Source organism: Arenimonas sp. (genome assembly GCF_047602345.1).
Classification (GTDB): Bacteria; Pseudomonadota; Gammaproteobacteria; order Xanthomonadales; family Xanthomonadaceae; genus Arenimonas.
Genome location: NZ_JASGHN010000006.1, coordinates 524,046 through 548,428, shown reverse-complemented (window position 1 = coordinate 548,428; position 24,383 = coordinate 524,046). Strand labels below are relative to the sequence as shown.

Sequence of the window (24,383 nt, the reverse complement as noted above, 5' to 3'; positions counted from 1 at the left end):
AACAGTCGCCCCGCGTCGCTAACCGCGATCGACCGGCTGGTCGGTCGGCTTCAGGCCCTGCCGGCGCATTTCCAGCACGATGGGCGTGATTTCGGCGATGCGGGCTTCGATGCGGGCGCGCTGCACATAGTCCAGGTCGTTGCGCTTGAGCAGGCCGTTCAACTGGTTCAAGGCATCTTCCGCGCGCCCGTTGAGGTAGGCGGCCTCCGCGAAGGCTTCGCCAGCGCGGGACAGGTCGCCGGCGAGTTCGGCCGAACGGCCGAAGGTCTTCTGGAACAGAGGATTGTCGCCGCTGCTGGCGAGCAGGGGGCGTAGCACCGCCTGGGCGCGTTGGCCGTCGCCGCGCTCGCCGGTGCTGTTGAGCATCTGCGCGTAGGCCAGGCTGACGGCGCGATTGTCCGGGTACTGGGTCAGCAGGGCTTCGTAGCGTTGCCGCGAGAGCGCATCGTTCTTGGCCACGCGGGCGTTTTCGGCCAGCGCCAGCCTGATCCAGAGCTGCCCGGCGGGTTTCTGGGCCAGCGCTTGCAAGGCGGTCTCGGCGGCGGCCGGGTAGCCGGCCTGGGTCTGGGCCAGGGCCAGGCCGTAGCGGCGGGCATCGGTTTCCGGTGTGACGCGTGCGAGGGCGTGGTATTCGCGGATGGCGGCTTGCGGATTGTCCGCGCTCAGCACGCGCAGGCGTTCGCGCGCCCAGTCGAACATCGGCGTCGGTTTGCGCGAGGAAGTATCTAGGCTCAGGCCGCCCGGCAACAGCGGATTCAGGCGCGGCGCGGCGAGTTGCGGGCTCGGCGCCGGCGCGGCATGCAGGCGCTCGGCACGCTGGCGCGCCTCGCTGATGCGTGTGGTGGTGACCGGATGCGAACGCAGGTAGTCGGGCACCTGGTAGCCGCCCGAATTGCCGCGGCTGGCCTTGTCCAGGCGCTCGAAGAAGCTGGCCATGCCGTCGACGTCGTAGCCGGAACGGCTCAGCGTCTGGATTCCGATGCGGTCGGCCTCGGCCTCGTTCGAGCGCGTGTAGTTGATCTGCCGCTGCAAGGCGAGGGCCTGGCTGCCGATGACGGCGGCCTGGATGGCATCGCCGCTGTTGTCGCTGCCCTGCGCGGCGACGATGGCGCCCAGCATGGCCAGCAGGATCGGCAGCTGGTCGCGCTTCGCGCGTTCGACCGCGCGCAGCACGTGGCGCTGGGTGACGTGCGAGATTTCGTGCGCCAGCACGCCGGCCACCTCGTCCTCGCTTTCGGCCGTGAGCACCAGGCCGGCATTCATGCCGATATAGCCGCCCAGCGTGGCGAATGCATTGATCTGGCGATCGCGCATCATGAAGAAGGTATAGGGCTGCTGCGGCCGGTCGCTGGCTGCGCCTAGGCGCTGGCCCATGTCGTCCAGCCAGCTTTCGATCAGCGGATCGTCGAGCACATAGCCCATGCGCCGCAGTTCATACAGGGTATAGGCGCCGTAGTCGCTTTCCTGTTGCGGCGAAAGCAGCTCTCCGGCCGAGGAACCCATGTCGGGCAGGGAGGACTCCTGCGCCCGGCCGCTGGTGGCCAGGCCCAGCACGAATACCGCGGCTGCGGTCGATAAGGCGATGCGTCGCAAGGTCGGTTCCCTCCACCTGGGGCAAGCATGCCGCATCCGTTGCGGGAACGGGTGAATCGGCAGTTAATCCAGCTGCACGGATTGGACCGCGCCGGTTGTAAAATGTTCCGCGTCGAACCGGAGCCGTGGGGAGTCCAGCGTGTCGGAAGTGCTCATGTATACCACCGCCATCTGCCCCTATTGCGTGGCGGCGAAGAACTTCCTGAAGTCGCGCGGGGCCGGCTACACCGAGGTGCGCGTCGACATCGACCCCGAGCGCCGGGCCGAGATGCTGGCGCGGACCAAGCGCAGTTCGGTGCCCGCAGATCTTCATCGGCGACGTGCATGTCGGCGGTTACGAAGACCTGGTCGCGCTCGATCGCATCGGCGAACTCAAACCCCTGCTCGAGAAATCCGCATGAGCCACAGCGACGAAACCGATCGGGTGAAGGCCTTCACCGAGTTCCGCCAGCGCATGAACGAGCGCATCCTCGGCCACGACAACCAGGTCGTGCGCCGGTTCTTCGCGCTCGACACGCAGACCTACAAGGACGGCGCGCTCGACCTGAAGACCAAGGAACTGCTCGGGCTGGTCGCTTCGATGGTGCTGCGTTGCGACGACTGCATCAGCTACCACATCGCCCAGTGCAAGGAAGCGGGCGTGAACCGCGACGAATTCTTCGAGACCTTCAGCGTCGGACTGGTCGTCGGCGGCAGCATCGTCATTCCTCACCTGCGGCGCGCCGTCGATTTCCTCGACCAACTCGAGGGCGCTGGGATTCATGCAGCCAAGCCGGATCATCATCACGGCGGTTGATCCCGAATTCCTGGCTGCGACGGGATCTCCGAAAGGGCGAGCTGGAGCGGAGGCAGGATGCCGTAGCGTCCGCAAATCGGTGGCCATGGATGGCGCACCGACTGAGCGGCCAGCCGTCTTCGGAGAACCCGGCGCACCGAACGATTGTTCGCGCCCCCTTTGTGGCCCTGGATCGACCGATCGGTCGCGATACCCTGGCAAGCGCGGCGGATTCGGCGATATCGCGGCGTTTTCGGGGTCAAGCCTCGGGAGAACGTCGCGATCTGGCATAATACCGGCCCCTCCGGCAGCGTACGGCTGCCGATGAATCCCCAGAAGAACAAGCCTTTATGACCCAGACTATCGCGGTGATCCGTGGCGACGGCATCGGCCCGGAAATCATGGACGCCACCTTGCACGTACTCGAGGCCTTGAAGCTCGGCCTGCAGTACGAATTCGTCGAAGCCGGCCTGTCGGCCTACGAAAAATCCGGCGAGCTGCTGCCCGCCGCGACGCTCGACGCCATCCACAAGCATCGCATCGCGCTGAAGAGCCCGTTGACCACGCCGGTCGGTGAAGGCTTCTCCTCGATCAACGTCGAGTTGCGCAAGCGTTTCGACCTGTACGCGAACGTGCGTCCGGCGATCAGCTTCCCGAATACGAAGTCGCGTTACCAGAACATCGACCTGATCACCGTTCGCGAGAATACCGAAGGCGCCTACATCGGCGAGGGCCAGGCCCTGTCGGCCGACGGCCAGACGGCCACGCTGACGCAAAAGATCACCCGTCGCGGTTCCGAGCGCATCGTGCGTTACGCCTTCGACCTGGCGCGCCGCATCGGCCGCAAAAAGGTCACGATCGTGCACAAGGCGAACATCCTGAAGTCCACGTCGGGCCTGTTCCTGAAGGTCGCGCGCGAAGTCGCCGCGCAGTATCCCGACATCCGGTGCAACGAGATGATCGTGGACAATACCTGCATGCAGCTGGTGATGAAGCCGGAGCAGTTCGACGTGATCGTCACGACCAACCTGTTCGGCGACATCATCTCCGACCTTTGCGCCGGCCTGGTCGGCGGCCTCGGCCTGGCGCCGGGCGCGAACATCGGCACGGAAGCGGCGATCTTCGAAGCCGTGCACGGTTCGGCGCCGGACATCGCCGGCAAGGGCATCGCCAATCCCTGCGCCTTGCTGCTGGCCGCGGGCCAGATGCTCGACCACCTCGGCAAGGTCGACGAAGCGCGCCGCTTGCGCAACGCCATCGTCAGTACGATGGAAGCGAAGGACTCGTTGACGCCGGACCTGGGCGGCGAGGGCAATACGATGTCCTTCGCACAGGCGATCGCTTCGCGCGTCTGATTCGCGGGAGGCATCGTCGGCAAGAAAAAAGGCGCCTTGCGGCGCCTTTTTTCTTGCCGGGAACGAGTTAAGAGTAACGAAGAACGAGTAAAAGCAGATCTTGCGAGCAACCCGCTTTCACTCGTTCCTCTTTCCTCTTCACTCGTTTCTAGTCCCGGGATTGCAGCTTCGACAGCAGGCGCAGGATTTCCAGGTACAGCCAGACCAGGGTCACGACCAGGCCGAAGGCGCCGTACCACTCCATGTACTTCGGCGCGCCGTGTTCGACGCCGCTTTCGATGAAATCGAAATCCAGTACCAGGTTCAGCGCGGCGATCACCACGACGAAACCGGAAAAGGCGATGCCGAGCCAGCTGGCCTCGTGGATGAAACCGATGCCGTCCATGCCGAACAGGCGCATGCCGATGTTGACCAGGTACAGCAGCATGATGCCGCCGGTGGCGGCGACGACGCCGAGCTTGAAGTTTTCGGTCGCGCGGATCAGGCCGCTGCGATAGGCCAGCAGCAGGGCGCCGAGCGTGCCGAAGGTCAGGACGACGGCCTGCATGACGATGCCGGGGTGGCGCGCCTCGAAAAACGCCGAGATGCCGCCGAGGAACAGACCTTCCAGTCCGGCATACAGCGGCGCCGTCACCGGCGACCACGTCTTCTTGAAGATCGTCACGAGCGCCATGATCAAGCCGCCGATCGCGCCGACTAGGGTGAGCGGGATCACCGCGCCGACGCTTTCCGGGCCGGTATATCGGCTCCAGGTGAACGCGGCGCCGACGATGACCAGCAACAGCAGTATCCCGGTCTTGTTCACCGTGCCGTTCAGCGTCATCGCATCGTTGCCGACGACGGTGCCGCGGCCGACGTCGAGGAAAATGTTCTCGTTCAGGGCAGGATTGCCGCTGCGCATGGGAACTCCGGAGGGTCTGGATGTCCTGCCATCCTAACCTTTTTCTCGCCCGGAACGCGGGGCTGGGGTCAGGAACCAGGAATGAGTGGAGAGGAAGAGAGGAACGAGCAGTGGCTGCGTCCGTCGGCAACCCGCTCTTACTCGTTTCTCTTTCCTCTTCACTCGTTCCTCGCGCCTCTCCACTCGTTTCTCAGCGCAAGTACCAGTCGATCGTCCGCTGCCGTTCCGCGGTCGAAAAAAGCGACTCGGCCTTCGCGCGCGCGGCCGCTCCCAGGCGCTGCCGCAATCCGGCGTCGTCGCGAAGCCGGCGCAGCAGGGTTTCCGCCTCGTCCGTGTCGTCGAACAGCAAACCGTCCACGCCGTCTTCGATCGCTTCGGTGTAGCCGCCTCGCCGTTCGCAGACGACCGGCAGGCCGCAGGCCATGGCCTCGAGCACGACGCGACCCCAGGCTTCGGTCCATTGCGGCGAGGTACGGTAGTAAAAGCAGTCCAGGCTGGCGAGGAAACGTTCGGCCGGTTCGGCGTTGGCCGGCAGCAGTTCGATGCCCTCTCCCGGCGGCAGGATTCCAGCCAGGCAGGTCGCGCCCATCAGGCGCATTCGCGTGCCGTCGGCCTGCAGTCGCCGGTACAGCGCCGGGTCCTCGGAGTGATGTTTCTCGACGACATCGCGACTCAGCCGCCCCACGGTGAACGGCCGTTCGACCGCCTGCACCGGCAGGAAACGGCGCAGATCGATCCAGGATGCCTGTACCTGGCCGGCGATGCCGGTCAGGTCCTGCAGCAGGCGCGAGGCGAAAACGATCTCGACCGGCCGTCGTCCCTGCAAGGATAGGCGTTGCAACGCAACGGCGAGTCGCCGCGGCGAATGCGTGTTGTAGACCAGGATGCTGCGACGCGGCTGCGCCTGTTCGATCCAGTCGCGCGGGGGGCGGTAATCGCCGACGAAGACGAAGGTCCCCATGCGGGGAAATTCCCCGTGCTCGGGTTGGATGCGGCGGATTTCTGCGCGCGCCGCCAGTCGCGGATCGGGCTTGGCCGACGCCCAAAGATGTACGTCGGCCGACCCGCGCAGCAGATCGAACAGTTCGAGCGTGCGCCACTCGCTGCCGCCGGCCGCGTTCCAAAAGGGATTGATCAGATGGATGCGGCGTTGCATGCGCGGCGGCGCTCAGCGTGTCCGCAGATTCCAGTCGTGCGCGAGCACGACGACCGCACCTCGACCCGGCCGATAGCCATGCCGCAGCGCACCGTGCACGTAGTCGGTCGACGCCGCGCAGGCTTGCGCGAGATCCATGTCCCGGCACAGGTTGGCGGCGATGGCCGATGCGAGCGTGCAGCCCGTGCCATGCCCTTCCACGTCGAGACGCGAGTGATGGAACTCGCGCGTTCCCGCTGCGTCGGCATAGCGGTCCGTCATCGCATCACCGGCGAGGTGGCCGCCCTTGAGCAGGCTGGCGCGCGCGCCGAGGCGCAGCAGTTCGCGATTGGCTTCTTCGGCCTCGTCGCCGTTGGCGATCGCATGGCCCAGCAGCAGTTCCGCCTCGGGGATGTTGGGCGTGATCAGGTCGGCCAGCGGGATCAGGCGTTCGCGCAGCGCGGCGAGCGCGGAATCCTCCAGCAACTTGGCGCCGCTGGTCGCCACCATCACCGGGTCGAGCACGATGCGCGGCGGGCGCCAGGCTTCGAGCGCATCGGCCACCGCATGGATGATCTCGGTGGTGGCCAGCATGCCGAGCTTGACCGCGCCGATGCGGAAGTCGTCGAAGCAGGCGTCGATCTGTGCGCGCAGGAAACCCGTCGGCGGCGCATGCACCGCCGTGACGCCGCGCGTGTGTTGCGCGGTCAGCGCGGCGATCGCGCTCAGGCCGTGCACACCGTGCGCAGCGAACGTTTTCAGGTCGGCCTGGATGCCGGCGCCGCCGCCGGAGTCCGAGCCGGCGATGGTCAGCGCGCAAAGAGGGCGAGGATCGTTCATGCGATGTGCGGTAAGGGCGGGGGACTGCCGCCGATTATCGGCCAATCGCCTGGCCGCGCGCCGTGAGTTGCCGGTAGGCGGCATAGACCGCGCCGGTCAGTCCGGTGACGCCCGCGGGCAGGTAAAGCGCGTCGTAACCGACGCGCCCGAACAATATCGCTCCGAGTACGCCGCCGGCGAAAAAAGCGCAGGTGATGGTCAGGCAAAGCAGCAGGCGTCGTCGCGGCACCGGCAGGCCGCGCAGGCGATGGCCGAGGAAAATGCCGAGGTCGGTGAACATGCCCGACAGGTGCGAGGTCCGCACGACCGAACCGCTGTAGGTCGTGACCATCGCGTTCTGCAATCCGCAGGCGAAGGCCGCCAGCCAGCCGCCCCAAAGGCTATGGGCCTGGAACGCGCGCGCCGCCGCGACCAGTGCGATGGCTTCGACGACCAGCACCAGGCCATAGCGCCGACCGAGTTTGAGCGTGCTGTCCTGGATGACCAGCCCGCTGGCTACCGCACCCAGCACGAAGGCCATCAGCACGGCGAACAACTGTCCGGCCAGGCGGCCGTCGCCATCGGCCACCGCCGCGCCGATCAGCGAGGTCGTGCCGGTCAGGTGCGATACCGCCTGGTGTTCGAAGCCGAGGTAACCGACCACGTTCACCATGCCGGCGACGCAGGAAAGTACCGCCGCGCCCAACCACACCCACGCGGGCAGGCGCTCCGCCATGCTCCGCTACAGCACTTCGGAGGCGTAGTCGGCCAGGCGCGAACGTTCGCCGCGGCGCAGGGTGATGTGCGCGCTGTGGTTCCAACCCTTGAAGCGATCGACCGCATAGGTCAGGCCCGACGTGGTCTCGGTCAGGTAGGGCGTATCGATCTGCTCGACGTTGCCCATGCAGATGATCTTCGTGCCCGGGCCGGCGCGCGTGACCAGGGTCTTCATCTGCTTCGGCGTCAGGTTCTGCGCTTCGTCGATGATCACCCAGCGGTTGAGGAAGGTGCGGCCGCGCATGAAGTTCATCGCACGGATCTTGATGCGCGAGGCGAGCAGGTCGTTCGTCGCGCTGCGTCCCCAGGCGCCGTGGTCGTCGGTATGCGTCAGCACTTCGAGGTTATCGGTCAGCGCGCCCATCCACGGCGTCATCTTTTCCTCCTCGGTGCCTGGCAGGAAGCCGATGTCCTCGCCGACGCTGACGGTGGCGCGCGTCATGATGATCTCGCGGTAGCGCTGCACGTCCATGGTTTGCGCCAGGCCGGCCGCCAGGGCCAGCAGCGTCTTGCCGGTGCCGGCGGTGCCCAGCAGGGTGACGAAGTCGATGTCCGGGTCCATCAGCGCGTTGAGCGCGAAGTTCTGCTCGCGGTTGCGCGCGTTGATGCCCCAGACCTGGTGCTGCGGCGTGCGGAAATCGTCGACGATCTGCAGCACGACGCGGTCCCCGTCGAGCTTGGCGACCTTCAGCTCGACTTCGTCTTCGCCGGGCAGGTAGAGGTACTGGTTCGGATACCAGCCGTCGTCGGGCTGCCGGCGCACTTCGTAGAAGGTGCGGCCTTTTTCCGTCCACGAACGCAGGTTGCCCTCGTGCTTTTCCCAGAAATCGTTCGGTAGCTGGGTGGCGCCGGTGAACAGCAGGTTGAAATCGTCGAGCGCGCGATCGTTCTCGTAGTCTTCGGCCGGCACGCTGCAGATCGAAGCCTTGATGCGCAGGTTGATGTCCTTCGACACCAGCACGACCGGAATGCCCGGATGATCCTCGCGCAGTTGCAGGATCGCGCCGAGGATCAGGTTGTCCGGCATCACCGTGCCGAAGCGCTTGCCGGCTTCGACCGGCTTGAGCTGGAAGATCAGGCGGCCGGCGCTGTCGGCGTTGCGCAGCTGCAGGCCTTTCGGCGGCGCCAGCGCGATGCCGCCCTCGACGTTGTTGCTGCCGTGCGCTTCGATCAGTTCGTTGAGGAAGCGGCTGACCTGGCGCGCGTTGCGACTCGCCTCCGAATGGCCTTTCTTGGCGTTGTCGAGTTCCTCCAGGACCATCATCGGAATGAAGACGTCGTGCTCTTCGAACTTGAACAGCGCGGTCGGGTCGTGCATCAGCACGTTGGTGTCCAGCACGTAGATGCGCTTGCCTTTGGTCATGGTTCTCTCAGGTCGTCGGACAGTCGGGGAGTTGGTGGTGGATGCAGCGGGCACGGCGAAGGGCCGCCCAAGCTCGCGTTGCGAGCGGGCGGCAAGGAAAATCGTGGGCGAGGGTCACTGCGAGGAGCCGGACCGGGAGGCGGCGCTGAGCCCGTGACGGCGGGCGGAGGGTTCGGCGGAAGCGAGATGGCGTCGTTCGGGCATTCGGCTCTCAGAACTTCATCGGATCCATGATCGCGTCCAGGTTCAGATGGTCGCAGAATTCCATGAAATCGTCGCGCAGGGCGGCGATGTGCATGTTGGCCGGGATCCCGACCGTGACCTGGGCGGTGAACATCTCGGCGCCGGTCTGCATCGCGCGATAGCGCGAACTTTGCAGGTTCTCGATCGTGATGCCCTGGCGATCGAAGAAGTCGGCCAGTTGGAACAGGATGCCGGGGCGATCGGCTGCCACCACTTCCACGATGTAGGGCAGCAGATTGGACAGCATCGGCTTCGGGCCGGTGCGGTACCAGACGAGCTTGAGGCCTTCCTCGCGTTCGAGTCGGGTGAGCATGGCTTCGAGCTTGGCGACGGCGTCCCAGGAACCGACGGCGAGCGCGGCGACGGAGACGTCGCGGCCGACCGTGGCCAGGCGGGCATCGACCATGTTGCAACCGGAGTCCGAAATGCGCCGGGTGACAGGCAGGAGCGGGGACTGCGGATGCGTGCTGTAAGCGCTGATCAGCAGGTAGTTTTCGTTCGTGGCGGGGCGCGCGGCGGCGTCGGTCAAATCGGTCTTCCTGGTGGATCGCATCGGAGCGCCGCGGCGGCGGCCCGCGATGCCGGCGCGCAGGCCGGAATGCAGGGTCAGCATACTTGTCGCGGCTTCTCGCCCGCAAGTAACATCGCGTCCTCGCAGACGAGGACTTGCGCCTTGCACCTTTCCGGCAGCATCACCGCCCTGGCGACGCCGTTCACGGCCGCCGGGGACATCGATTTTCCCGCCTGGCAACGCCTGATCGATCTGCAGCTCGAAGGCGGCAGCGCCGGTGTCGTGGTGGCGGGTTCGACGGGCGAGGCAGCGGCTCTGAGCGATGAAGAGTATTCGCGCCTGCTCGCCACCGCGGTGCAGCAGGTCGGTGGTCGCCTGCGCGTGCTGGCGGGCACCGGGCTGTCCAATACCGCGAAGACCATCGCGCAGACCCGTCTGGCCCGCGATGGCGGTGCCGATGCCGCCCTCGTGGTGACGCCGCCGTACGTACGCCCCACCCAGGCGGGCCTGGTCGCTCATTATCTCGCTGTCGCCGAGCAGGGCGGTTTGCCCATCGTGCTCTACAACGTGCCGGGGCGCACCGGTTGCGACCTGCAACCCGATACCGTCGCGCAGTTGTGCACGCACGAGAACATCGTCGGCCTGAAGGAGGCGCGAGGCGACGAAGAACGCTGGAGCGCGCTCTATCCGCTGCGCTCGGCACGATTCTCCCTGCTCAGCGGCGACGACCCGACCTTCGTGCGCGCGATGCGCGGCGGCGCAGACGGCGTGATCTCGGTGGCGTCCAACGTCCTGCCGCGCACGTTCAACCGCCTGTGCGCGCTGATGCGCGAGGGCAGGGCCGACGAGGCGCGCGCCCTCGATGCCCAGCTCGGTCAGATCTACGATTTCCTCGGCGTCGAACCGAATCCGATCCCCGTGAAGGCCTTGCTCGGCCGGCTGGGTCTCGGCCATGGGCTGCGCCTGCCATTGCTGCCGCTGTCGCCCCCGCATGCGGCGTCGGCCGATGCTTTCGCCGCCCGGTGCCGAACGCTGGAAGCGGCCAACAGCTGACGAAACTTCCCGATTCCGGGTACTGTCTATGCCACGCGGCCCGACCGCCCACCCCTCCCAGGAGACCATGATGAGTTCCGTTTTCCGCCAATCGCGCCCCTTGCTGCTGGGTGCCCTGATCCTGGCCGTGGCCTCGACCAGCGGTTGCAGCTGGTTCAAGAGGAAGAATGCCGACTACACCGCCAGCCCGGAAAACCGTCCGCTGGAAGTGCCGCCGGATCTCGATCTGCCCGATACCTCGGCCGCTACCGTCGTCCCGACGGCGGCGAACCTCGGTGCTGGCGTTCGCACCAGCAATGCGGGCGTCCTGGTGCCGGGTGCCGCGGCCGATGTCTGGGCCAAGGTCGGCCAGGTGCTGACGGGTATCAATGGAGTCGAAGTCACAGGGCGCGCCGAAGCGCTGCGCACGTACGACGTCGGCTACCAGGGCCAGAGCTTCCTGATCCGCGTCGAGGACGCCGGCGGCCAGAGCCGAGTCGCGGCCATCAGCCCCGATGGTCAGATCATGTCCGGCGGCGCCGCCGGACAATTGCTGCGTGCGATCAAGGAAGCGTTCTGAGTCTTGCGACCAGTCGCAGTACGAGAAAGGGCGCCGTCGGCGCCCTTTTTCTTTCCGGTCCGCCGCTTTCGCGGCGTGGCTTTCAGCGCTGCAATTCGGGCAGTTTGCCGGACTTTCCGTCCCATTCGGCCGCGTCGGGCAGAGGCTCGCCGCGAACGGTGATCACCGGCCAGGCCTTGGAGAGCTCCGCATTCAAGGCGATGAAGCCTTCCTGGCCCGCGGGGACATCGTCTTCGGGATAGATCGCCTTGGCCGGGCACTCGGGCTCGCACAAGGTGCAATCGATGCACTCGTCGGGATCGATCACGAGGAAGTTCGGGCCTTCGTGGAAGCAATCGACCGGACAGACTTCGACGCAGTCGGTGTACTTGCAGCGGATGCAATTCTCGGTAACGACGAAGGGCATGCAGCTTCCGGAAGGATTGGCGCTCCCTAGGGGACTCGAACCCCTGTTCCAGCCTTGAGAGGGCCGTGTCCTAGGCCACTAGACGAAGGGAGCGCGTGGTATGAGCCGATGGCAGCAGCTAGTATAGCGGCTCATTCCAGTTGCGCCTAGGCGCAGCCGCGGCTCGGAGGCCGGGCGACCGCGATCGACGCGGATCGGGGAACGCCCCAGGGACGCGGTGTCCCGACGGCGGACGGACACAGAGATCGCATGACGGAAGCACACCCCATCGCCCTGCCGAAGCCGCGCATCGTTCCGCGCGATGCACACGGCATCTCACGCAAGGACATCAGTCCGAACGCGTTGCGCGTGCTCTACCGTTTGCGGGAAGGCGGCTTCCAGGGCTATCTCGTCGGCGGCGCGGTGCGCGACCTGTTGATCGGCGGCCATCCGAAGGATTTCGACGTCGCCACCGACGCGACGCCGGAACAGGTGAAATCGCTGTTCCGCAATTGCCGTCTCATCGGCCGGCGCTTCCGTCTCGCGCATGTGGTTTACGGACGCGAGATCATCGAAGTCGCCACCTTCCGCGCCAACTCCGACGACGGCAGCGGCGACCGTGAAGTGGTGGACGACGGCCGCCTGCTGCGCGACAACGTGTACGGCACGATCGAGGACGATGCGGTGCGTCGCGATTTCACCGCGAACGCGCTGTATTACACCGTCGAGGATTTCTCCGTCCGCGATTTCGTTGGCGGCTACGAGGATGTGCAGGCGCGCGTGCTGCGCCTGATCGGCGATCCGGAAGCGCGTTATCGCGAAGATCCGGTACGCATGCTGCGCGCGGTGCGCCTGTCGGCCAAGCTCGGCTTCACGATCGATCCGGCGGCGGCCGAACCCATCGCACGGCTCGCTCCGCTGCTGGAAAGCGCGGCGCCAGCGCGATTGTTCGACGAATGCCTGAAGCTGTTCCTGTCCGGGCACGCCGAGCAAAGCTTCCTCGGCATGGAAAAACACGGCCTGCTGCCGGTGCTGTTCCCGGAAACGGCGAAGGCGCTGGTCACGAATCGCAGCGGCGCCTTGCGCAAGATGCTGGTGCAGGCCCTGCGCAATACCGATGCGCGTATCGCCGAAGACAAGGCCGTGACGCCGGCCTTCCTGTTCGCCGCACTGCTGTGGCCGGCGTATTGCCGCGAGTTGGCTGTATTGCAGAAAGGCGGCGTCGATGCGCTGGCCGCGCAGCAGCGGGCGGCCGATCGGGTCACCCTGCACCAGGCCGAACGCATCGCCTTGCCGCGGCGCTTCTCGTTGCCGATGCAGGAAATCTGGCTGCTGCAACCGCGTTTCGCCCAGCGCCAGCGCAAGCGCGTGTTCCGCCTGTTGTCGCATCCACGTTTCCGCGCCGCTTTCGATTTCCTCGAGCTACGACTCTCCGGCACGCCGGAAGTCGCCGACGACGTGCACTTCTGGCGCGAAGCGCAGGCCTTGCCGCCGGAGCAGCTGGCCGACCGCATCGGCGCCGCGCCGCGCGCACCCACGGATGAGGACGAGGGCGCGCCGCCGAAGAAGCGTCGCCGTCGTCGCCGCAAGCCTTCCGCCGGTGTGCGGCCAGAATCCGGAGCGGAAGCGTGAGCGAAGTGCGTCGCGCCTTCGTCGGGCTGGGCGGGAACCTCGGCGACGTCGAGACCACGCTGGCAGAAGCGTTGTGGGCGATCGACGGATTGCCGCAGACGAGCATCCGCGCGCAGTCGGCGTTCTATCGCACGCGCCCCTGGGGCCGCGAGGACCAGCCCGATTTCCTCAATGCCGTGGTCGAGTTGCAGACGCGCATGACCCCGCGCGTGCTGCTCGAGCACCTGCTGGCGATCGAAGAGAAATTCGGTCGCGTGCGCGCCAACGAGGAGCGCTGGGGTCCGCGCGCGCTGGATCTCGATCTGCTGGTGTTCGGCGACGATGTCATCGACGAGCCCGGTCTGCATGTTCCGCATCCGCGCCTGCGCGAACGCGCCTTCGTGCTGGTACCGCTGGCGGAAATCGCGCCTTCGCTGCAGATCGTCGGGCAGGGCAAGGTCAGCGAGCTGCTCGCGCAGGTGGATGCGAGCGGCGTGGAAGCGACCGGGTAGGATTGGCGCTGTGGAGAGCCCCGGGTTCGTCACTTATTGGATTATTTGCAACTGCTTGCTGAGCTTTGGCTGCAGTCGCGATTTGTTGTTTTGGCCGATCGAAGAGCACCTGGACCACCCCACGCGATGGGTGCGCTACTTCTACCGCTACTGCCTGTTCTGGTGCTGCTTCTCCATGTCCTTCTTTATTTCGCCCCTGGTGCTTGTCCACCTGCCGTATCCACGCGAATTGCGCGAGGCGGAGCAGTGGGTGAGGGGCGCGGCGACTATTGCAAGTTTGTTGCCGTTGGCGATCGTCCTATATTGGTCGTACTTCAAATTCAAGCGAAGGTTCGTGGCGAAGCCCGCGCTGGCCCCTTATTCCTCTGCGACGGCCTTGTTGCCCGCCTCCCTTCCGCCAGTTCCGCCCATGCGCATCGCGATGGACCAGGACACGATGCAGTTGGACACGAATGACGACGAAGCCATCCGCGCCCTGGCGCGCAAGCATTGGGTCGCGATCGACGCCGCTTCGAACGGGCAGGGTGATGTGGGCGACGCCTGTGGCGTCCAGTTGGCGGTCCTAGACAAATTTATCCCGTCCTTGCCGCCAGCCATCGGTCGGCACGTTCGCGACATTTACGTGGCGGAGTGCGAGCTGCAGGCGGGACTAGGCCTGGTCCAGATGCAGCTCGCCGCTGCCCGGCGCGATGCCGCCGATGACTCGGCGAATGCACGATGATTGGGGCGCAATGCGCTTATCATCGGAAGCCGGCTGGTCCTGCTGGCGATCGCAGCGATCGTCTTCATGTCAGCCAGGCTCTAGGTCTCCGAGGAACGCATGTACGCCGATAACTCCGCGCCCGCCGCGCCGCGCCCCGCCGTCACCGTGCCGCGCCTGCGGCAGATGAAGGCCGATGGCGAGCGCATCGCCTCGCTGACCGCCTACGACGCCGGCTTCGCGCGCACGCTCGATGCCGCCGGCATCGATGCCGTGCTCGTCGGCGATTCGCTGGGCATGGTCGTGCAGGGGCACGGCAGCACGCTGCCGGTGACGGTGGAGGACATCGTCTACCACACGGCCTGCGTGTCGCGCGGCCTGCGCAAGGCGCTACTCATCGCCGACATGCCCTTCCAGAGTTACGCGACGCCCGAGCACGCGATCGCTTCGGCGACGCCGATGCTCGCCCGCGGACGCGCCAGCATGGTCAAGCTGGAGGGCGCAGGACCCTTGCTTGAGTCCATTCGCTTTCTGGCCGAACGCGACATCCCCGTCTGCGCGCACCTGGGCCTGACGCCGCAGTCGGTGCTGCGTCTCGGCGGCTACAAGGTGCAGGGCAGGGAAGAAGCGGCGGCGGCGCGCCTGCGTGCCGACGCGCGCGCGGTGCGGGACGCCGGCGCCGACCTGCTCGTGCTCGAATGCGTGCCCAGCGCATTGGCGGCCGAGATCACGCAAGACCTGGACATTCCGACCATCGGCATCGGCGCCGGTGCCGATTGCGATGGGCAGATACTGGTGTTGCACGATCTGCTCGGCCTCAACAGCGGCCATCGCCGACCGCGCTTCGTCAAGGATTTCCTTGCCGAAGGCGGTTCGATCGAGGGCGCGATCAAGGCCTATGTGCGTGCGGTGAAGAACCGCGAATTCCCCACCGCCGAACACGGCTACGAGGCCTGATGGACACCTTCAAGACCGTCGATTCGCTTCGCCGTCAGGTCGCCGACTGGCGCCGGCAGGGCCTGCGCATCGGTTTCGTGCCGACGATGGGCAACCTGCACGCCGGACATTTCGCCCTGGTCGATCTTGCGCGCCAGCATAGCGACAAGGTCGTCTCCAGCATCTTCGTCAACCCCACGCAGTTCGGCCCGAACGAAGACTACGCACGCTATCCGCGCACGCCGGATTCTGACATCGCCGGCCTGGCGTCGAAGAACTGCGACGCCTTGCTGCTGCCCAGCGTGGAAGAGATGTATCCCTTCGGCACCATCGGCTGCGTGCAGATGCACGTGCCGGGCATCACCGACATCCTTTGCGGCGCGCACCGCCCCGGCCATTTCAACGGCGTCGCCCAGGTCGTCGCACGCCTGTTCAACATGGTCCAGCCGGACGTGGCCGTGTTCGGACGCAAGGACTACCAGCAGTTGCAGGTCATACGCTACATGACCTCCGAGATGAGTTTCCCGGTCGACATCGTGCCGGCCCCCACCCTGCGCGAAACCGACGGGCTGGCGATGAGCTCGCGCAACCAGTACCTGCAGGGCGACGAGCGCCAGACCGCGACCTTCATCTACCAGACCTTGCAGTTCATGCGCCAGCAGTGCGCGCTCGGGCTGCCGATCGGCATGACCGAGGACCAGGCCGAGCAGCGCCTGAGCATGGCCGGCTTCACCGTGGACTACGCGGAGATCCGCCGCAGCGACCTGTCCCGCCCGAAGGCGCCGAACGAGCCCGGCCTGCTGGCCCTGATCGCGGCGCGGCTGGGGCGCACCCGTCTGATCGACAATCTCGAATTCGACGCGGTTTGACCCCGCGTCATCGACCGGACCTCGCGCTCGGTTAGACTCGCGCCACTCCCGGAACCGGATACCCCATGCGGATCGCTCCTTCCTGGCAATCGCTCAGCGCGCATGCGGCGCGACTGTGCGAAAGCCGCCTCGCCGAACTCGTCGCCGCCGACGGCGCGCGTGCGCGCGATTTCTCCGTTCGCGTCGGCGCCTTGTACGGCAACTTCTCCCGGCAGCGTTTCGATCGCGACGCGCATGCGGCTCTGGTCGCCATGGCGAACGAGGCGGGTGTGCCGGCGGCGCTGCAGGCGCTGTTCGAAGGCGACCCGGTCAATCGGTCCGAACATCGCGCGGCACTGCATACGGCGCTGCGATCGGACCTCGGGCGCAGCGAGGCGGCGCGTTCGGCGCATGCGCAGGCTCGCGCTGCGCGCGAGCGCATGGCCGCGCTGGCGGCCGCACTCGAGTCGTCGGACATCACCGACGTGGTCAACGTCGGCATCGGCGGCAGCGACCTCGGCCCGCGCCTGGCGGCGGATGCGCTGGGCGATTTCGGCAGCGGCCGTTTCCGCCTGCACTTCCTCAACAACGCCGATGCGCACCCGCTGCAGCGATTGTTGCGCGAGCTCGATCCGGCCCGCACCGCCGTGGTGCTGGTGTCGAAGAGTTTCGGCACGCAGGAGACCCTGCTCAACGGCACGGCATTGAAGCAGTGGTTGCGACGCGACGATGCGTTGTACGCCGTGACGGCGGCGCCGTCGAAGGCCGAAGCCTTCGGCGTGGCGTCCGAGCGCGTGCTGCCGATGTGGGACTGGGTCGGCGGGCGGTATTCCTTGTGGTCGGCCGTCGGTTTCGCCGTGGTGCTGGCGATCGGCATGTCGCGGTTCGAGGAGCTGCTGGCCGGTGCCGCCGAGATGGATGCGCACGTGCTGTCGGCGGCGCCCGAAAGTAATCTCGCCTGCTGGCATGCGTTGAGCCTCGTCTGGAACCGCAACGGCCTCGGATTCGATACGCATGCGGTCATGCCCTACGACGAGCGACTCGCGCTGCTGCCGGCGTACCTGCAGCAACTGGTGATGGAGAGCCTGGGCAAATCGGTACGTCCGGATGGCACTGAGGTCGAGGTCGCCACCGTACCAGTGCTCTGGGGCGGCACCGGCACGTCCAGCCAGCACAGTTTCTTCCAGGCGCTGCACCAGGGCACCGATAGCGTGCCGACGGATTTCGTCGGCGTCGCGCGTCCCGCGCATGGTTTCGAAGGCAGTCATCGCGCACAACTGGCCAACCTGCTGGCGCAGATGGAAGCGTTGGCCAATGGTGCCGACAGCGACGATGCGCAGAAGCGCTACCCCGGCAATCGCCCCAGCACGCTGTTGTTGCTGGACGAATTGACGCCGCATTCGCTCGGTGCGCTGCTGGCGTTGTACGAGCACAGCGTTTTCGTCCTCGCCACGCTCTGGGGCATCAATGCCTTCGATCAGTGGGGCGTCGAACTGGGCAAACGCGTGGCCGACAAGCTGCTGCCGGCGCTCAACGGCGATGGAAGCCAGGGCGTCGCCGATCCGGTGACGCGCGAGTTGCTGGCGCAGATCCGCGGCGGGAGCTGACGCGCCTTGCCTCCGTGCTCCCGGGAAGCCTGACTTCCTGCACGTACGTCGCGGGCATTCCGGTGATGCAATGAGCCCCGGTCCATAGGAGGTCCGGCTTCATGGCAAAGAAAATGCTGATCGGCGTGGCAGCGGTGTTCATCGCGCTGGCTCTTGCCCAGGCCGGGTATTCCTTCGGCAAACATCTGGCGAAGCAGGAATCGGCGGCATCCCCGACGCCGCCCGCAACCAGCTGACGACCTGGGCTAGGCGCTCGAGTGTTGCGCCTGTGCCCAGGCGACGTGCTCGCGCACCAGTTCGCTGGGGTCGTCCTGCCGGGATGCCAGCGCCCGGATGACGGCCTCGTCGGTCGGCGCGTTGCCTAGCGCGACCGCGATGTTGCGCAACCAGCCCTCGTAGCCCGTGCGACGGATCGCCGAGCCTTCGGTTCGGCGCAGGAATTCCTCCTCGCTCCAGGCGAAGAGTTCGGCCAGCGTGGCGCGATCGAGGTCGTTGCGGGCGCGGAAGTCGGCCTCGTCGTGACGACGCGCGAACTTGTTCCAGGGGCAGACCAGCTGGCAATCGTCGCAGCCGTAGATGCGGTTGCCGATCGGCTTGCGGAACTCCTCCGGTATCGCGCCTCGCAGTTCGATCGTGAGATAGCTGATGCAGCGTCGCGCATCGACGCGGTTCGGCGCGACGATCGCGCCGGTGGGGCAGATGTCGATGCAGCGCGTGCAGGTGCCGCAATGCGCGCTAGCGGGCACGTCCACCGGCAGGGGCAGATCGACGTAGATCTCGCCGAGGAAGAACCAGCTGCCGGCCTGTTTGTTGATCAGGCAAGTGTTCTTGCCGATCCAGCCCAGGCCGGCGTTGCGCGCCAGCGCGCGCTCGAGCACGGGCGCGGAATCGACGAAGACGCGATGGCCGAATGCGCCGACGCGTTCGCCGATCCGATCGGCGAGCTTCTGCAGGCGCGAGCGCATGAGCTTGTGGTAATCACGACCGAGGGCGTAGCGCGCGACGTAGGCGCGATCGCCTTCGTCCAGCGTGCGCCATGCCGCTTCGTCGTCGCCGGTGCCGTAGTCCATCCGGGCGCTGATCACGCGCAACGTGCCCGGTTGCAGTTCGGCCGGACGCGAACGTTTGTCGCCGTGCCGCGCCATGTAGTCCATTTCGCCGTGCTGGCCCCGTGCGAGCCAATCGCGCAGCCAGGCTTCGTCTTCGCCGAGTTCGACATCGGCGATGCCGATCTGCTGGAAGCCGAGCTCACGGCCCCAGTGGCGAATGTCTTCGGCGAGTCGGTCGGGTTCGAGCATGGCCCAGTATAGAATCGCGGCATGAATTCGCCGCTGCCGCTGTATCGCCCCGAACAGGTGCGCGCCATGGATCGCCATGCCAGCGCGCAGGCGGGCGTCAGCGCCAACGAGTTGATGCGACGGGCCGGCGCGGCAGCCTGGGCGTTGCTGCGCGAGCGGTGGCCGGGCGCGCGGCGCATCGGCATCGCCTGCGGTCCGGGCAACAACGGCGGCGATGGTTATGTCGTCGCCAAACTGGCCAAGGCCGCCGGATTCCAGGCGCAAGTGCTCATCCCGGCCGGTGAGTTGCCGCGCGCGAGCGCGGCCGGGCGCGCCTGGAGCGAATGGCGCGACGCCGGCGGTACGACGCGCATCTTCGACGGCGAACTGCCCGAGGCCGACGTCTGGGTCGACGCCCTGTACGGCGTCGGCCTCACGCGCGCACCGGAGCGCGGCGGCCAGTCGATCATCGAACGCATCAATGCCTCCCGATTGCCGGTGTTGGCCTTGGATGTGCCGTCCGGGCTCGATGCGGACCGCGGTTGCGCCGACGGCATCGTTGTGCGGGCGGACATCACGCTGAGCTTCGTCGCGGCCAAACGCGGCCTGTACACCGGGCGCGCACGCGATGTCTGCGGCGAAGTATTGGTCGATGGCCTGGGATTGGATGACGCATTGTTCGCGAAGGATTTCGCGCCGGCGGCCGGTCTTTATCGCGCCGCGCTGCTCGCCACCGGATTGCCTCCGCGGCATGCGAATGCGCACAAAGGCGAATACGGCCACGTGCTCAGTGTCGGTGGCGAAGCCGGCATGGGAGGCGCGGTGCGATTGTGCGCCGAAGCGGCCTTGCGCACTGGCGCCGGGCTGGCGAGCGTCGCGACCCGGCGCGAAGGCGTGGCGGCCCTGGTGGCGGCGCGGCCGGAGGCGATGACGCATGCGGTGGAAACGGCCGAGGCGCTCAATGCGCTGATCGCACAGGCCGACATTCTCGCCGTCGGGCCGGGTCTCGGGCGCGGCCAATGGGGGCACGACCTGTTCGAAGCCGCGCTGGCTTCCGGAAAACCGCTGATCCTCGATGCCGACGGACTGAACTGGTTGGCGCAGAAACCGCGCGCGCTGCCGCAGGCCATCCTGACGCCGCATCCGGGCGAAGCGGCGCGTTTGCTCGGCACGCACAAGGACGCGGTGCAGGACGACCGTTTCGCCGCCATCGATGCCCTAGTCGAACGTTTCCAATGCACCGTGGTGCTCAAGGGGGCGGGAACGCTCGTCGCGGCGCCGGGAGAAACCACGGCGGTGATCGACGCCGGCAATCCCGGCATGGCCACCGGCGGCATGGGCGATGTGCTGACCGGCGTGATCGCCGCACTGCAGGCGCAGCACTTCGTGCGTTTCGATGCCGCGCGCTACGGAGCGCTCCTGCACGCGGCGGCGGGCGATGCCGCCGCGCGGATCGGCGGCGAACGCGGATTGCTGCCCTCCGACCTGTTTCCGCATCTTCGCCGCTTGGCGAATCCGCAATGAGCGTTCGGCGTTTCCTTGTCGACAGCGCGGCGACCGAAGCGCTCGGCGCCGAACTCGCCGACGCCTTGCCGTCGCGCGCCGTGGTTTACCTGCATGGCGAACTCGGTGCCGGCAAATCGACGCTGGCGCGAGCGATGCTGCGTCGGCTGGGCGTGTCGGGCGCGATCAAGAGTCCGACCTACACGCTCGTCGAGCGCTATCCGGTCGCGGGCGGCGAAGCGGCTCATCTCGATCTCTACCGGCTCGCCGCGGCCGAAGAGCTCGACTTCCTCGGCTTGGACGAACTCGCGATCGCCGCGCGCCTGTGGCTGATCGAATGGCCCGAACGCGGACTCGCCCACTTGCCGGCCCCGGACCTGGACCTCCGTCTCGCGCTCAGCGGCCAAGGGCGGGAAATCGGGTTTGAGGCCCGCTCGGCTGTGGGGCAGGCTTGGCTGGCCAGTCTGAATGCCGGCAGGGGTTTCGGGGGTGTTTCTTAGGGCTGGTTTAGGAAAGGTGGCCAGGTGCCGGATTTAAAAGGGAAAAGCTATTGCAATTCCCAGCGACCGGTGCTTCAATCCGCGCCATGTGCCGGTCGCCGATCCTGCTGATGCTGTCCGTCGCCCTGGTTTTGGCCAGTCCGGCGCTGTCGGCCGGCGAGTTGCGCACCGTGCAACTGCAGGACCAGGAGAGCAGTACCCGCGCCGTGATCGAACTCGGCAGCGACGCTCCCTACAAGCTTTTCACCCTCGCCAATCCCGACCGCCTCGTCCTGGACCTGCCGGGCACGCGCCTGTCTCCGCAGTTCAAGGTGCCGGCCGCGAATGGCCTGGTCGCCAACCTTCGTACCGGCAAGCCGGAAGCCGACACCTTGCGCATCGTTTTCGACCTGGGCGCGCCGGCGACGTCGAGCAGCCGCATCGAACGCGAGGGCGGCAAGCTGCGCCTGATCGTGGATATCCAGGGCAAGAACAAGCCTGCGCCGGCCCAGTCCGTTCCGATGCTGGCCGTTTCGGCGCCGACGACCCCGCCGTCCACGCCGCTGTCCGCGCCTCGCCTCGCTGTTTCCGCGCCGACGCCGATCGAGACGCCGCCACCGGTCGCCGCGCCTGTCGTCGCCAAGCAGGACGAGCCCGCGTCGACGGCGCGCGGCAACAAGACGCCGCCGGCGAAAACGCTGCAGGACGTGATCGGTGCGGGCCAGCGCAAGCTGGTCATCGCCATCGATGCCGGACACGGCGGCAAGGACCCGGGCGCGCACGGCCCCTCCGGCGTGCAGGAAAAGAAAGTCACGCTGGCGGTCGCGCGCGAACTGGCGCGGCAGATCGATGCCGATCCCGGCATGAAGGCCGTGCTGATTCGCGACAGCGATACCTACGTGGCATTGCCGCAGCGCTACATGCGCGCGCGCAATGCGCAGGCCGACCTGTTCATTTCGATCCACGCCGACGCGGCGCCGAGCCAGTCCGCGAGCGGCGCGTCCGTCTACGTGCTTTCCACCCGCGGCGCATCGTCGCAGGCGGCGCGTTGGTTGGCCGACAAGGAAAATGCCGTCGATCTCGTCGGCGGCGTTTCGCTCGACGACAAGGACCGCAATCTTTCGGCCGTGCTGCTGGACCTGTCGCAGAGCGCGACGATGCGCGCCTCCGACGACGTCGCCAACCAGGTGCTGGCTGCGCTGAAGAAGGTGGGCAAGGCGCACAAGCCTGGCATCGAGCGCGCGAACTTCGTCGTGCTGCGTTCGCCCGACGTGCCGTCGATGCTGGTCGAAACCGGCTTCATCACCAACCCCGGCGAAGAGAAGAAGCTCGACGATCCGGAATACCGCCAGCGCCTGGCCGCCGCCATCAAGCAGGGCGTACGGCAGTATTTCAGCGACCAGCCGCCGCCGGGCACGTATTACGCTGCGCACAGCGAGCTGCGTCCGACTTCGCGCGAGCATGTCGTCGGCAACGGCGAAACCCTGAGCCTGATCGCCGCCCAGCATGGCGTGGCGCTGGACAGCCTGCGCCAGGCCAATGGACTGAAAGGCGACAGCCTGCGCGTCGGCGAGCGCCTGACCATTCCGCTGATCGTGGCCGGCGCACCGGAGTAGGGGCGCCCCCGCTGCTATCATTCCGGCTTTGGAGTTCCCCGAAGCCGTGACGATCCGCCAGCTTCCCGACACCCTCATCAACCAGATCGCCGCGGGCGAGGTCGTCGAGCGGCCTGCATCCGTGGTCAAGGAACTGGTCGAGAATGCGCTCGACGCCGGCGCCAGACGCGTCGATATCGAACTTGAAGAGGGCGGCATCCGCCTGATCCGCATCCGCGACGACGGCAGCGGCATGCCGCCGGACGAATTGCCCCTGGCGGTATCGCGGCATGCCACCAGCAAGATCGGCTCGCTGGACGATCTCGAGCAGGTGGCGACCCTCGGATTTCGCGGCGAGGCCTTGCCGTCGATCGCCTCCGTCAGCCGTTTCGCCCTCAGTTCGAAAACCGCGGCGCAGGAACGCGGCGCACGGCTGGAAATCGACGGCGGGCGTGGCGGCGAGGTATCTCCGCACCCGCATCCGCTGGGCACGACGATCGAAGTGCGCGACCTGTTCTTCAACGTGCCGGCGCGGCGCAAGTTCCTGCGCGCGGAACGCACCGAACTCGGCCATATCGAAGAATGGCTGCGATCGCTGGCCCTGGCGCGCCCGAAAGTGGAACTGCGCCTGAGCCACAACGGCAAGACCGGCAAGCACTACCGCCCGATCGCCGACGAAGGCATGCGTCTGCAGCGCGTGGCGGAAGCGCTGGGCGAGGATTTCGTGCAGCAATGCATCGCCGTCGAGCACGAGGCCGCGGGCCTGCGCCTGCACGGTTGGGTCGGCTTGCCGACCGCATCGCGTTCGAGCGCCGACCAGCAGTATTTCTACGTCAACGGCCGCGCGGTGCGCGATCGCCTCGTCGCGCATGCCGTGCGCCAGGCCTATGCCGATGTGCTGTTCCATGGGCGGCATCCGGCGTTCGTGCTTTTCCTCGAACTCGATCCGCGCCGCGTGGACGTCAACGTGCATCCGGCCAAGCACGAGGTGCGTTTTCGCGATGGGCGCCTCGTGCACGATTTCGTCTTCAAGACCTTGCACGAGGCCCTTTCGTCGACGCGCGCGGGACTCGCGACCGCGAACGAGGCGCATGCTCCCGCACCGATGGCGAACGCCTGGGCGCCGATGCAATCGAGCATGAGCCTGCCGGTGCGCGAAGCGCTGCCGGCTTATGCCGCGTTGTATGGCGAACCACCGTCAGCCGGCGCACTGCCGCCAGCCGTGCCGTCCATGCCGGCGGCCGACGAAGCGGCCACGCCGCCGCTCGGCTACGCCTTGGCGCAACTGCATGGCGTCTTCATCCTTGCCGAGAACGAGCAGGGCCTCGTACTGGTGGACATGCACGCCGCGCACGAACGCATCACCTACGAGCGACTGAAGTCCGCCCAGGACGGCGAAGGCATTCGGTCGCAGTCCCTGCTGGTGCCGCTGACCTTGGCGGTGGCCGAACGCGAGGCCGACGTGGCCGAGCAGCACGCGGCAGCCCTGGCCGCGCTGGGTTTCGAACTGCGGCGCAGCGGGCCGCAGAGCCTGAGCTTGCGGGCGGTTCCGGCGCTGCTGGCGGATCTCGACCCTCGCGTGCTGGCGCTGGACGTGATCAATGACCTGCGCGAGCACGGCGACAGCCGCCGGGTCGAGGAGGTTCGCAACGAACTTCTGGCCGATCTCGCCTGTCGTACCTCGGTGCGCGCCAACCGGCGCCTCACCCACCCGGAAATGAACGCTCTGTTGCGCGACATGGAGTCGACCGAACGCTCGGGGCAATGCAATCATGGCCGGCCGACCTGGGTTCAGCTGAGCAAGGCCGAACTCGATCGATTCTTCCTACGCGGACGTTGAGGATTC

General features: G+C 66.9%; 24 protein-coding genes, 1 tRNA gene and 1 pseudogene. 16 read left to right on the top strand and 10 right to left on the bottom strand.

Going from position 1 to position 24,383, the window contains the following annotated elements; translation table 11 throughout:
• Nucleotides 1–18 precede the first annotated feature (18 nt).
• Nucleotides 19–1,629, bottom strand: a complete 1,611-nt coding sequence (locus tag QM707_RS07110; RefSeq protein ID WP_415001158.1) for a M48 family metalloprotease — start codon at nucleotides 1,627–1,629, stop codon at nucleotides 19–21.
• A 118-nt stretch (nucleotides 1,630–1,747) separates the two neighbouring features.
• On the opposite strand from QM707_RS07110, the pseudogene grxC reads away from it, so the two are divergent.
• From grxC to QM707_RS07095, 3 genes and pseudogenes are all read left to right on the top strand, one after another.
• Nucleotides 1,748–1,994, top strand: a pseudogene (gene grxC / locus QM707_RS07105) (glutaredoxin 3).
• Nucleotides 1,991–2,389 (top strand): carboxymuconolactone decarboxylase family protein, encoded by a 399-nt coding sequence (locus tag QM707_RS07100; RefSeq protein WP_415001157.1) that lies wholly within the window; start codon nucleotides 1,991–1,993, stop codon nucleotides 2,387–2,389. Before grxC ends, QM707_RS07100 begins: the two are co-directional and overlap by 4 nt.
• A 329-nt stretch (nucleotides 2,390–2,718) precedes the next feature.
• Nucleotides 2,719–3,723 carry an isocitrate dehydrogenase gene (locus QM707_RS07095; protein WP_415001156.1) on the top strand — a complete coding sequence of 335 codons (1,005 nt, stop codon included), beginning with the start codon at nucleotides 2,719–2,721 and terminating at the stop codon, nucleotides 3,721–3,723.
• Nucleotides 3,724–3,871: 148 nt separating this feature from the next.
• Here QM707_RS07095 and QM707_RS07090 read toward each other — a convergent pair whose 3' ends face one another.
• The 6 genes from QM707_RS07090 to QM707_RS07065 all read right to left on the bottom strand — a co-directional run bounded on the left by QM707_RS07090 (nucleotide 3,872) and on the right by QM707_RS07065 (nucleotide 9,514).
• Nucleotides 3,872–4,624, bottom strand: a complete 753-nt coding sequence (locus QM707_RS07090; protein ID WP_415001155.1) for a Bax inhibitor-1/YccA family membrane protein — start codon at nucleotides 4,622–4,624, stop codon at nucleotides 3,872–3,874.
• Nucleotides 4,625–4,814: 190 nt separating this feature from the next.
• Entirely contained in the window at nucleotides 4,815–5,780 is a 966-nt protein-coding gene (locus QM707_RS07085; protein ID WP_415001154.1) for a glycosyltransferase family 4 protein, read from the bottom strand.
• A gap of 12 nt (nucleotides 5,781–5,792) precedes the next feature.
• Nucleotides 5,793–6,599: a bifunctional hydroxymethylpyrimidine kinase/phosphomethylpyrimidine kinase gene (gene thiD / locus QM707_RS07080; RefSeq protein ID WP_415001153.1), complete on the bottom strand. Its 807-nt coding sequence runs from the start codon at nucleotides 6,597–6,599 to the stop codon at nucleotides 5,793–5,795.
• A 34-nt stretch (nucleotides 6,600–6,633) separates the two neighbouring features.
• Nucleotides 6,634–7,314: a YoaK family protein gene (locus QM707_RS07075; protein ID WP_415001152.1), complete on the bottom strand. Its 681-nt coding sequence runs from the start codon at nucleotides 7,312–7,314 to the stop codon at nucleotides 6,634–6,636.
• Between the two features lie 6 nt (nucleotides 7,315–7,320).
• Complete coding sequence (locus QM707_RS07070) at nucleotides 7,321–8,718, bottom strand: PhoH family protein (RefSeq protein ID WP_415001151.1); 1,398 nt, start codon at nucleotides 8,716–8,718, stop codon at nucleotides 7,321–7,323.
• A gap of 211 nt (nucleotides 8,719–8,929) precedes the next feature.
• A complete protein-coding gene (locus QM707_RS07065) occupies nucleotides 8,930–9,514 on the bottom strand; it encodes a glycine cleavage system protein R (protein ID WP_415001820.1) in 585 nt (194 codons plus the stop codon).
• 120 nt (nucleotides 9,515–9,634) lie between these two features.
• Here QM707_RS07065 and dapA point away from each other — a divergent pair, with 120 nt between their 5' ends.
• Both dapA and QM707_RS07055 read left to right on the top strand, forming a co-directional pair.
• Nucleotides 9,635–10,525, top strand: coding sequence for a 4-hydroxy-tetrahydrodipicolinate synthase (gene dapA / locus QM707_RS07060; protein WP_415001150.1), 891 nt, complete (start codon nucleotides 9,635–9,637; stop codon nucleotides 10,523–10,525).
• 70 nt (nucleotides 10,526–10,595) lie between these two features.
• On the top strand, nucleotides 10,596–11,084 hold the full coding sequence (locus tag QM707_RS07055) for a hypothetical protein (RefSeq protein ID WP_415001149.1): 489 nt from the start codon (nucleotides 10,596–10,598) through the stop codon (nucleotides 11,082–11,084).
• Between the two features lie 82 nt (nucleotides 11,085–11,166).
• On the opposite strand, the gene fdxA is transcribed toward QM707_RS07055, so the two are convergent.
• Entirely contained in the window at nucleotides 11,167–11,490 is a 324-nt protein-coding gene (gene fdxA / locus QM707_RS07050; RefSeq protein WP_415001148.1) for a ferredoxin FdxA, read from the bottom strand.
• 17 nt (nucleotides 11,491–11,507) lie between these two features.
• A tRNA-Glu gene (locus QM707_RS07045) sits at nucleotides 11,508–11,583 on the bottom strand.
• 156 nt (nucleotides 11,584–11,739) lie between these two features.
• Here QM707_RS07045 and pcnB point away from each other — a divergent pair.
• The 7 genes from pcnB (at nucleotide 11,740) to QM707_RS07010 (ending at nucleotide 17,919) form a co-directional block, all read left to right on the top strand.
• The gene (gene pcnB, locus QM707_RS07040; RefSeq protein ID WP_415001147.1) at nucleotides 11,740–13,101 is read left to right on the top strand and encodes a polynucleotide adenylyltransferase PcnB; all 1,362 of its coding nucleotides are present in this window, start codon (nucleotides 11,740–11,742) and stop codon (nucleotides 13,099–13,101) included.
• Between the two features lie 5 nt (nucleotides 13,102–13,106).
• A complete protein-coding gene (folK, locus tag QM707_RS07035) occupies nucleotides 13,107–13,592 on the top strand; it encodes a 2-amino-4-hydroxy-6-hydroxymethyldihydropteridine diphosphokinase (protein ID WP_415001819.1) in 486 nt (161 codons plus the stop codon).
• 10 nt (nucleotides 13,593–13,602) lie between these two features.
• The gene (locus QM707_RS07030) at nucleotides 13,603–14,313 is read left to right on the top strand and encodes a hypothetical protein (protein ID WP_415001146.1); all 711 of its coding nucleotides are present in this window, start codon (nucleotides 13,603–13,605) and stop codon (nucleotides 14,311–14,313) included.
• A gap of 99 nt (nucleotides 14,314–14,412) precedes the next feature.
• Complete coding sequence (panB, locus tag QM707_RS07025) at nucleotides 14,413–15,249, top strand: 3-methyl-2-oxobutanoate hydroxymethyltransferase (protein WP_415001145.1); 837 nt, start codon at nucleotides 14,413–14,415, stop codon at nucleotides 15,247–15,249.
• Nucleotides 15,246–16,097: a pantoate--beta-alanine ligase gene (gene panC / locus QM707_RS07020; RefSeq protein ID WP_415001818.1), complete on the top strand. Its 852-nt coding sequence runs from the start codon at nucleotides 15,246–15,248 to the stop codon at nucleotides 16,095–16,097. Before panB ends, panC begins: the two co-directional genes overlap by 4 nt.
• 65 nt (nucleotides 16,098–16,162) lie before the next feature.
• Nucleotides 16,163–17,683 (top strand): glucose-6-phosphate isomerase, encoded by a 1,521-nt coding sequence (gene pgi / locus QM707_RS07015; protein WP_415001144.1) that lies wholly within the window; start codon nucleotides 16,163–16,165, stop codon nucleotides 17,681–17,683.
• A 101-nt stretch (nucleotides 17,684–17,784) separates the two neighbouring features.
• On the top strand, nucleotides 17,785–17,919 hold the full coding sequence (locus QM707_RS07010) for a hypothetical protein (RefSeq protein WP_415001143.1): 135 nt from the start codon (nucleotides 17,785–17,787) through the stop codon (nucleotides 17,917–17,919).
• A gap of 9 nt (nucleotides 17,920–17,928) precedes the next feature.
• Here QM707_RS07010 and queG read toward each other — a convergent pair whose 3' ends face one another.
• Nucleotides 17,929–18,981 carry a tRNA epoxyqueuosine(34) reductase QueG gene (gene queG / locus QM707_RS07005; protein WP_415001142.1) on the bottom strand — a complete coding sequence of 351 codons (1,053 nt, stop codon included), beginning with the start codon at nucleotides 18,979–18,981 and terminating at the stop codon, nucleotides 17,929–17,931.
• A gap of 21 nt (nucleotides 18,982–19,002) precedes the next feature.
• Between queG and QM707_RS07000 the strand changes: the two genes are divergently transcribed.
• The 4 genes from QM707_RS07000 to mutL all read left to right on the top strand — a co-directional run bounded on the left by QM707_RS07000 (nucleotide 19,003) and on the right by mutL (nucleotide 24,377).
• Nucleotides 19,003–20,484: an NAD(P)H-hydrate dehydratase gene (locus QM707_RS07000; protein ID WP_415001141.1), complete on the top strand. Its 1,482-nt coding sequence runs from the start codon at nucleotides 19,003–19,005 to the stop codon at nucleotides 20,482–20,484.
• Nucleotides 20,481–20,963, top strand: a complete 483-nt coding sequence (gene tsaE / locus QM707_RS06995) for a tRNA (adenosine(37)-N6)-threonylcarbamoyltransferase complex ATPase subunit type 1 TsaE (RefSeq protein ID WP_415001140.1) — start codon at nucleotides 20,481–20,483, stop codon at nucleotides 20,961–20,963. The genes QM707_RS07000 and tsaE overlap by 4 nt, the downstream gene beginning before the upstream one ends.
• Before the next feature lie 86 nt (nucleotides 20,964–21,049).
• On the top strand, nucleotides 21,050–22,558 hold the full coding sequence (locus tag QM707_RS06990) for an N-acetylmuramoyl-L-alanine amidase (protein ID WP_415001139.1): 1,509 nt from the start codon (nucleotides 21,050–21,052) through the stop codon (nucleotides 22,556–22,558).
• Nucleotides 22,559–22,604: 46 nt separating this feature from the next.
• Nucleotides 22,605–24,377, top strand: coding sequence for a DNA mismatch repair endonuclease MutL (gene mutL, locus QM707_RS06985; RefSeq protein WP_415001138.1), 1,773 nt, complete (start codon nucleotides 22,605–22,607; stop codon nucleotides 24,375–24,377).
• Nucleotides 24,378–24,383: the final 6 nt, after the last annotated feature.

Bases quoted from the DNA above. Each gene is read 5' to 3' on its own strand.
- QM707_RS07110 (WP_415001158.1), bottom strand. From the start codon at position 1,629: ATGCGGCATGCTTGCCCCAGGTGGAGGGAACCGACCTTGCGACGCATC.
- QM707_RS07100 (WP_415001157.1), top strand. From the start codon at position 1,991: ATGAGCCACAGCGACGAAACCGATCGGGTGAAGGCCTTCACCGAGTTC.
- QM707_RS07095 (WP_415001156.1), top strand. From the start codon at position 2,719: ATGACCCAGACTATCGCGGTGATCCGTGGCGACGGCATCGGCCCGGAA.
- QM707_RS07090 (WP_415001155.1), bottom strand. From the start codon at position 4,624: ATGCGCAGCGGCAATCCTGCCCTGAACGAGAACATTTTCCTCGACGTC.
- QM707_RS07085 (WP_415001154.1), bottom strand. From the start codon at position 5,780: ATGCAACGCCGCATCCATCTGATCAATCCCTTTTGGAACGCGGCCGGC.
- thiD (WP_415001153.1), bottom strand. From the start codon at position 6,599: ATGAACGATCCTCGCCCTCTTTGCGCGCTGACCATCGCCGGCTCGGAC.
- QM707_RS07075 (WP_415001152.1), bottom strand. From the start codon at position 7,314: ATGGCGGAGCGCCTGCCCGCGTGGGTGTGGTTGGGCGCGGCGGTACTT.
- QM707_RS07070 (WP_415001151.1), bottom strand. From the start codon at position 8,718: ATGACCAAAGGCAAGCGCATCTACGTGCTGGACACCAACGTGCTGATG.
- QM707_RS07065 (WP_415001820.1), bottom strand. From the start codon at position 9,514: ATGCGATCCACCAGGAAGACCGATTTGACCGACGCCGCCGCGCGCCCC.
- QM707_RS07055 (WP_415001149.1), top strand. From the start codon at position 10,596: ATGAGTTCCGTTTTCCGCCAATCGCGCCCCTTGCTGCTGGGTGCCCTG.
- fdxA (WP_415001148.1), bottom strand. From the start codon at position 11,490: ATGCCCTTCGTCGTTACCGAGAATTGCATCCGCTGCAAGTACACCGAC.
- pcnB (WP_415001147.1), top strand. From the start codon at position 11,740: ATGACGGAAGCACACCCCATCGCCCTGCCGAAGCCGCGCATCGTTCCG.
- panB (WP_415001145.1), top strand. From the start codon at position 14,413: ATGTACGCCGATAACTCCGCGCCCGCCGCGCCGCGCCCCGCCGTCACC.
- pgi (WP_415001144.1), top strand. From the start codon at position 16,163: ATGCGGATCGCTCCTTCCTGGCAATCGCTCAGCGCGCATGCGGCGCGA.
- QM707_RS07010 (WP_415001143.1), top strand. From the start codon at position 17,785: ATGGCAAAGAAAATGCTGATCGGCGTGGCAGCGGTGTTCATCGCGCTG.
- queG (WP_415001142.1), bottom strand. From the start codon at position 18,981: ATGCTCGAACCCGACCGACTCGCCGAAGACATTCGCCACTGGGGCCGT.
- QM707_RS07000 (WP_415001141.1), top strand. From the start codon at position 19,003: ATGAATTCGCCGCTGCCGCTGTATCGCCCCGAACAGGTGCGCGCCATG.
- tsaE (WP_415001140.1), top strand. From the start codon at position 20,481: ATGAGCGTTCGGCGTTTCCTTGTCGACAGCGCGGCGACCGAAGCGCTC.
- QM707_RS06990 (WP_415001139.1), top strand. From the start codon at position 21,050: ATGTGCCGGTCGCCGATCCTGCTGATGCTGTCCGTCGCCCTGGTTTTG.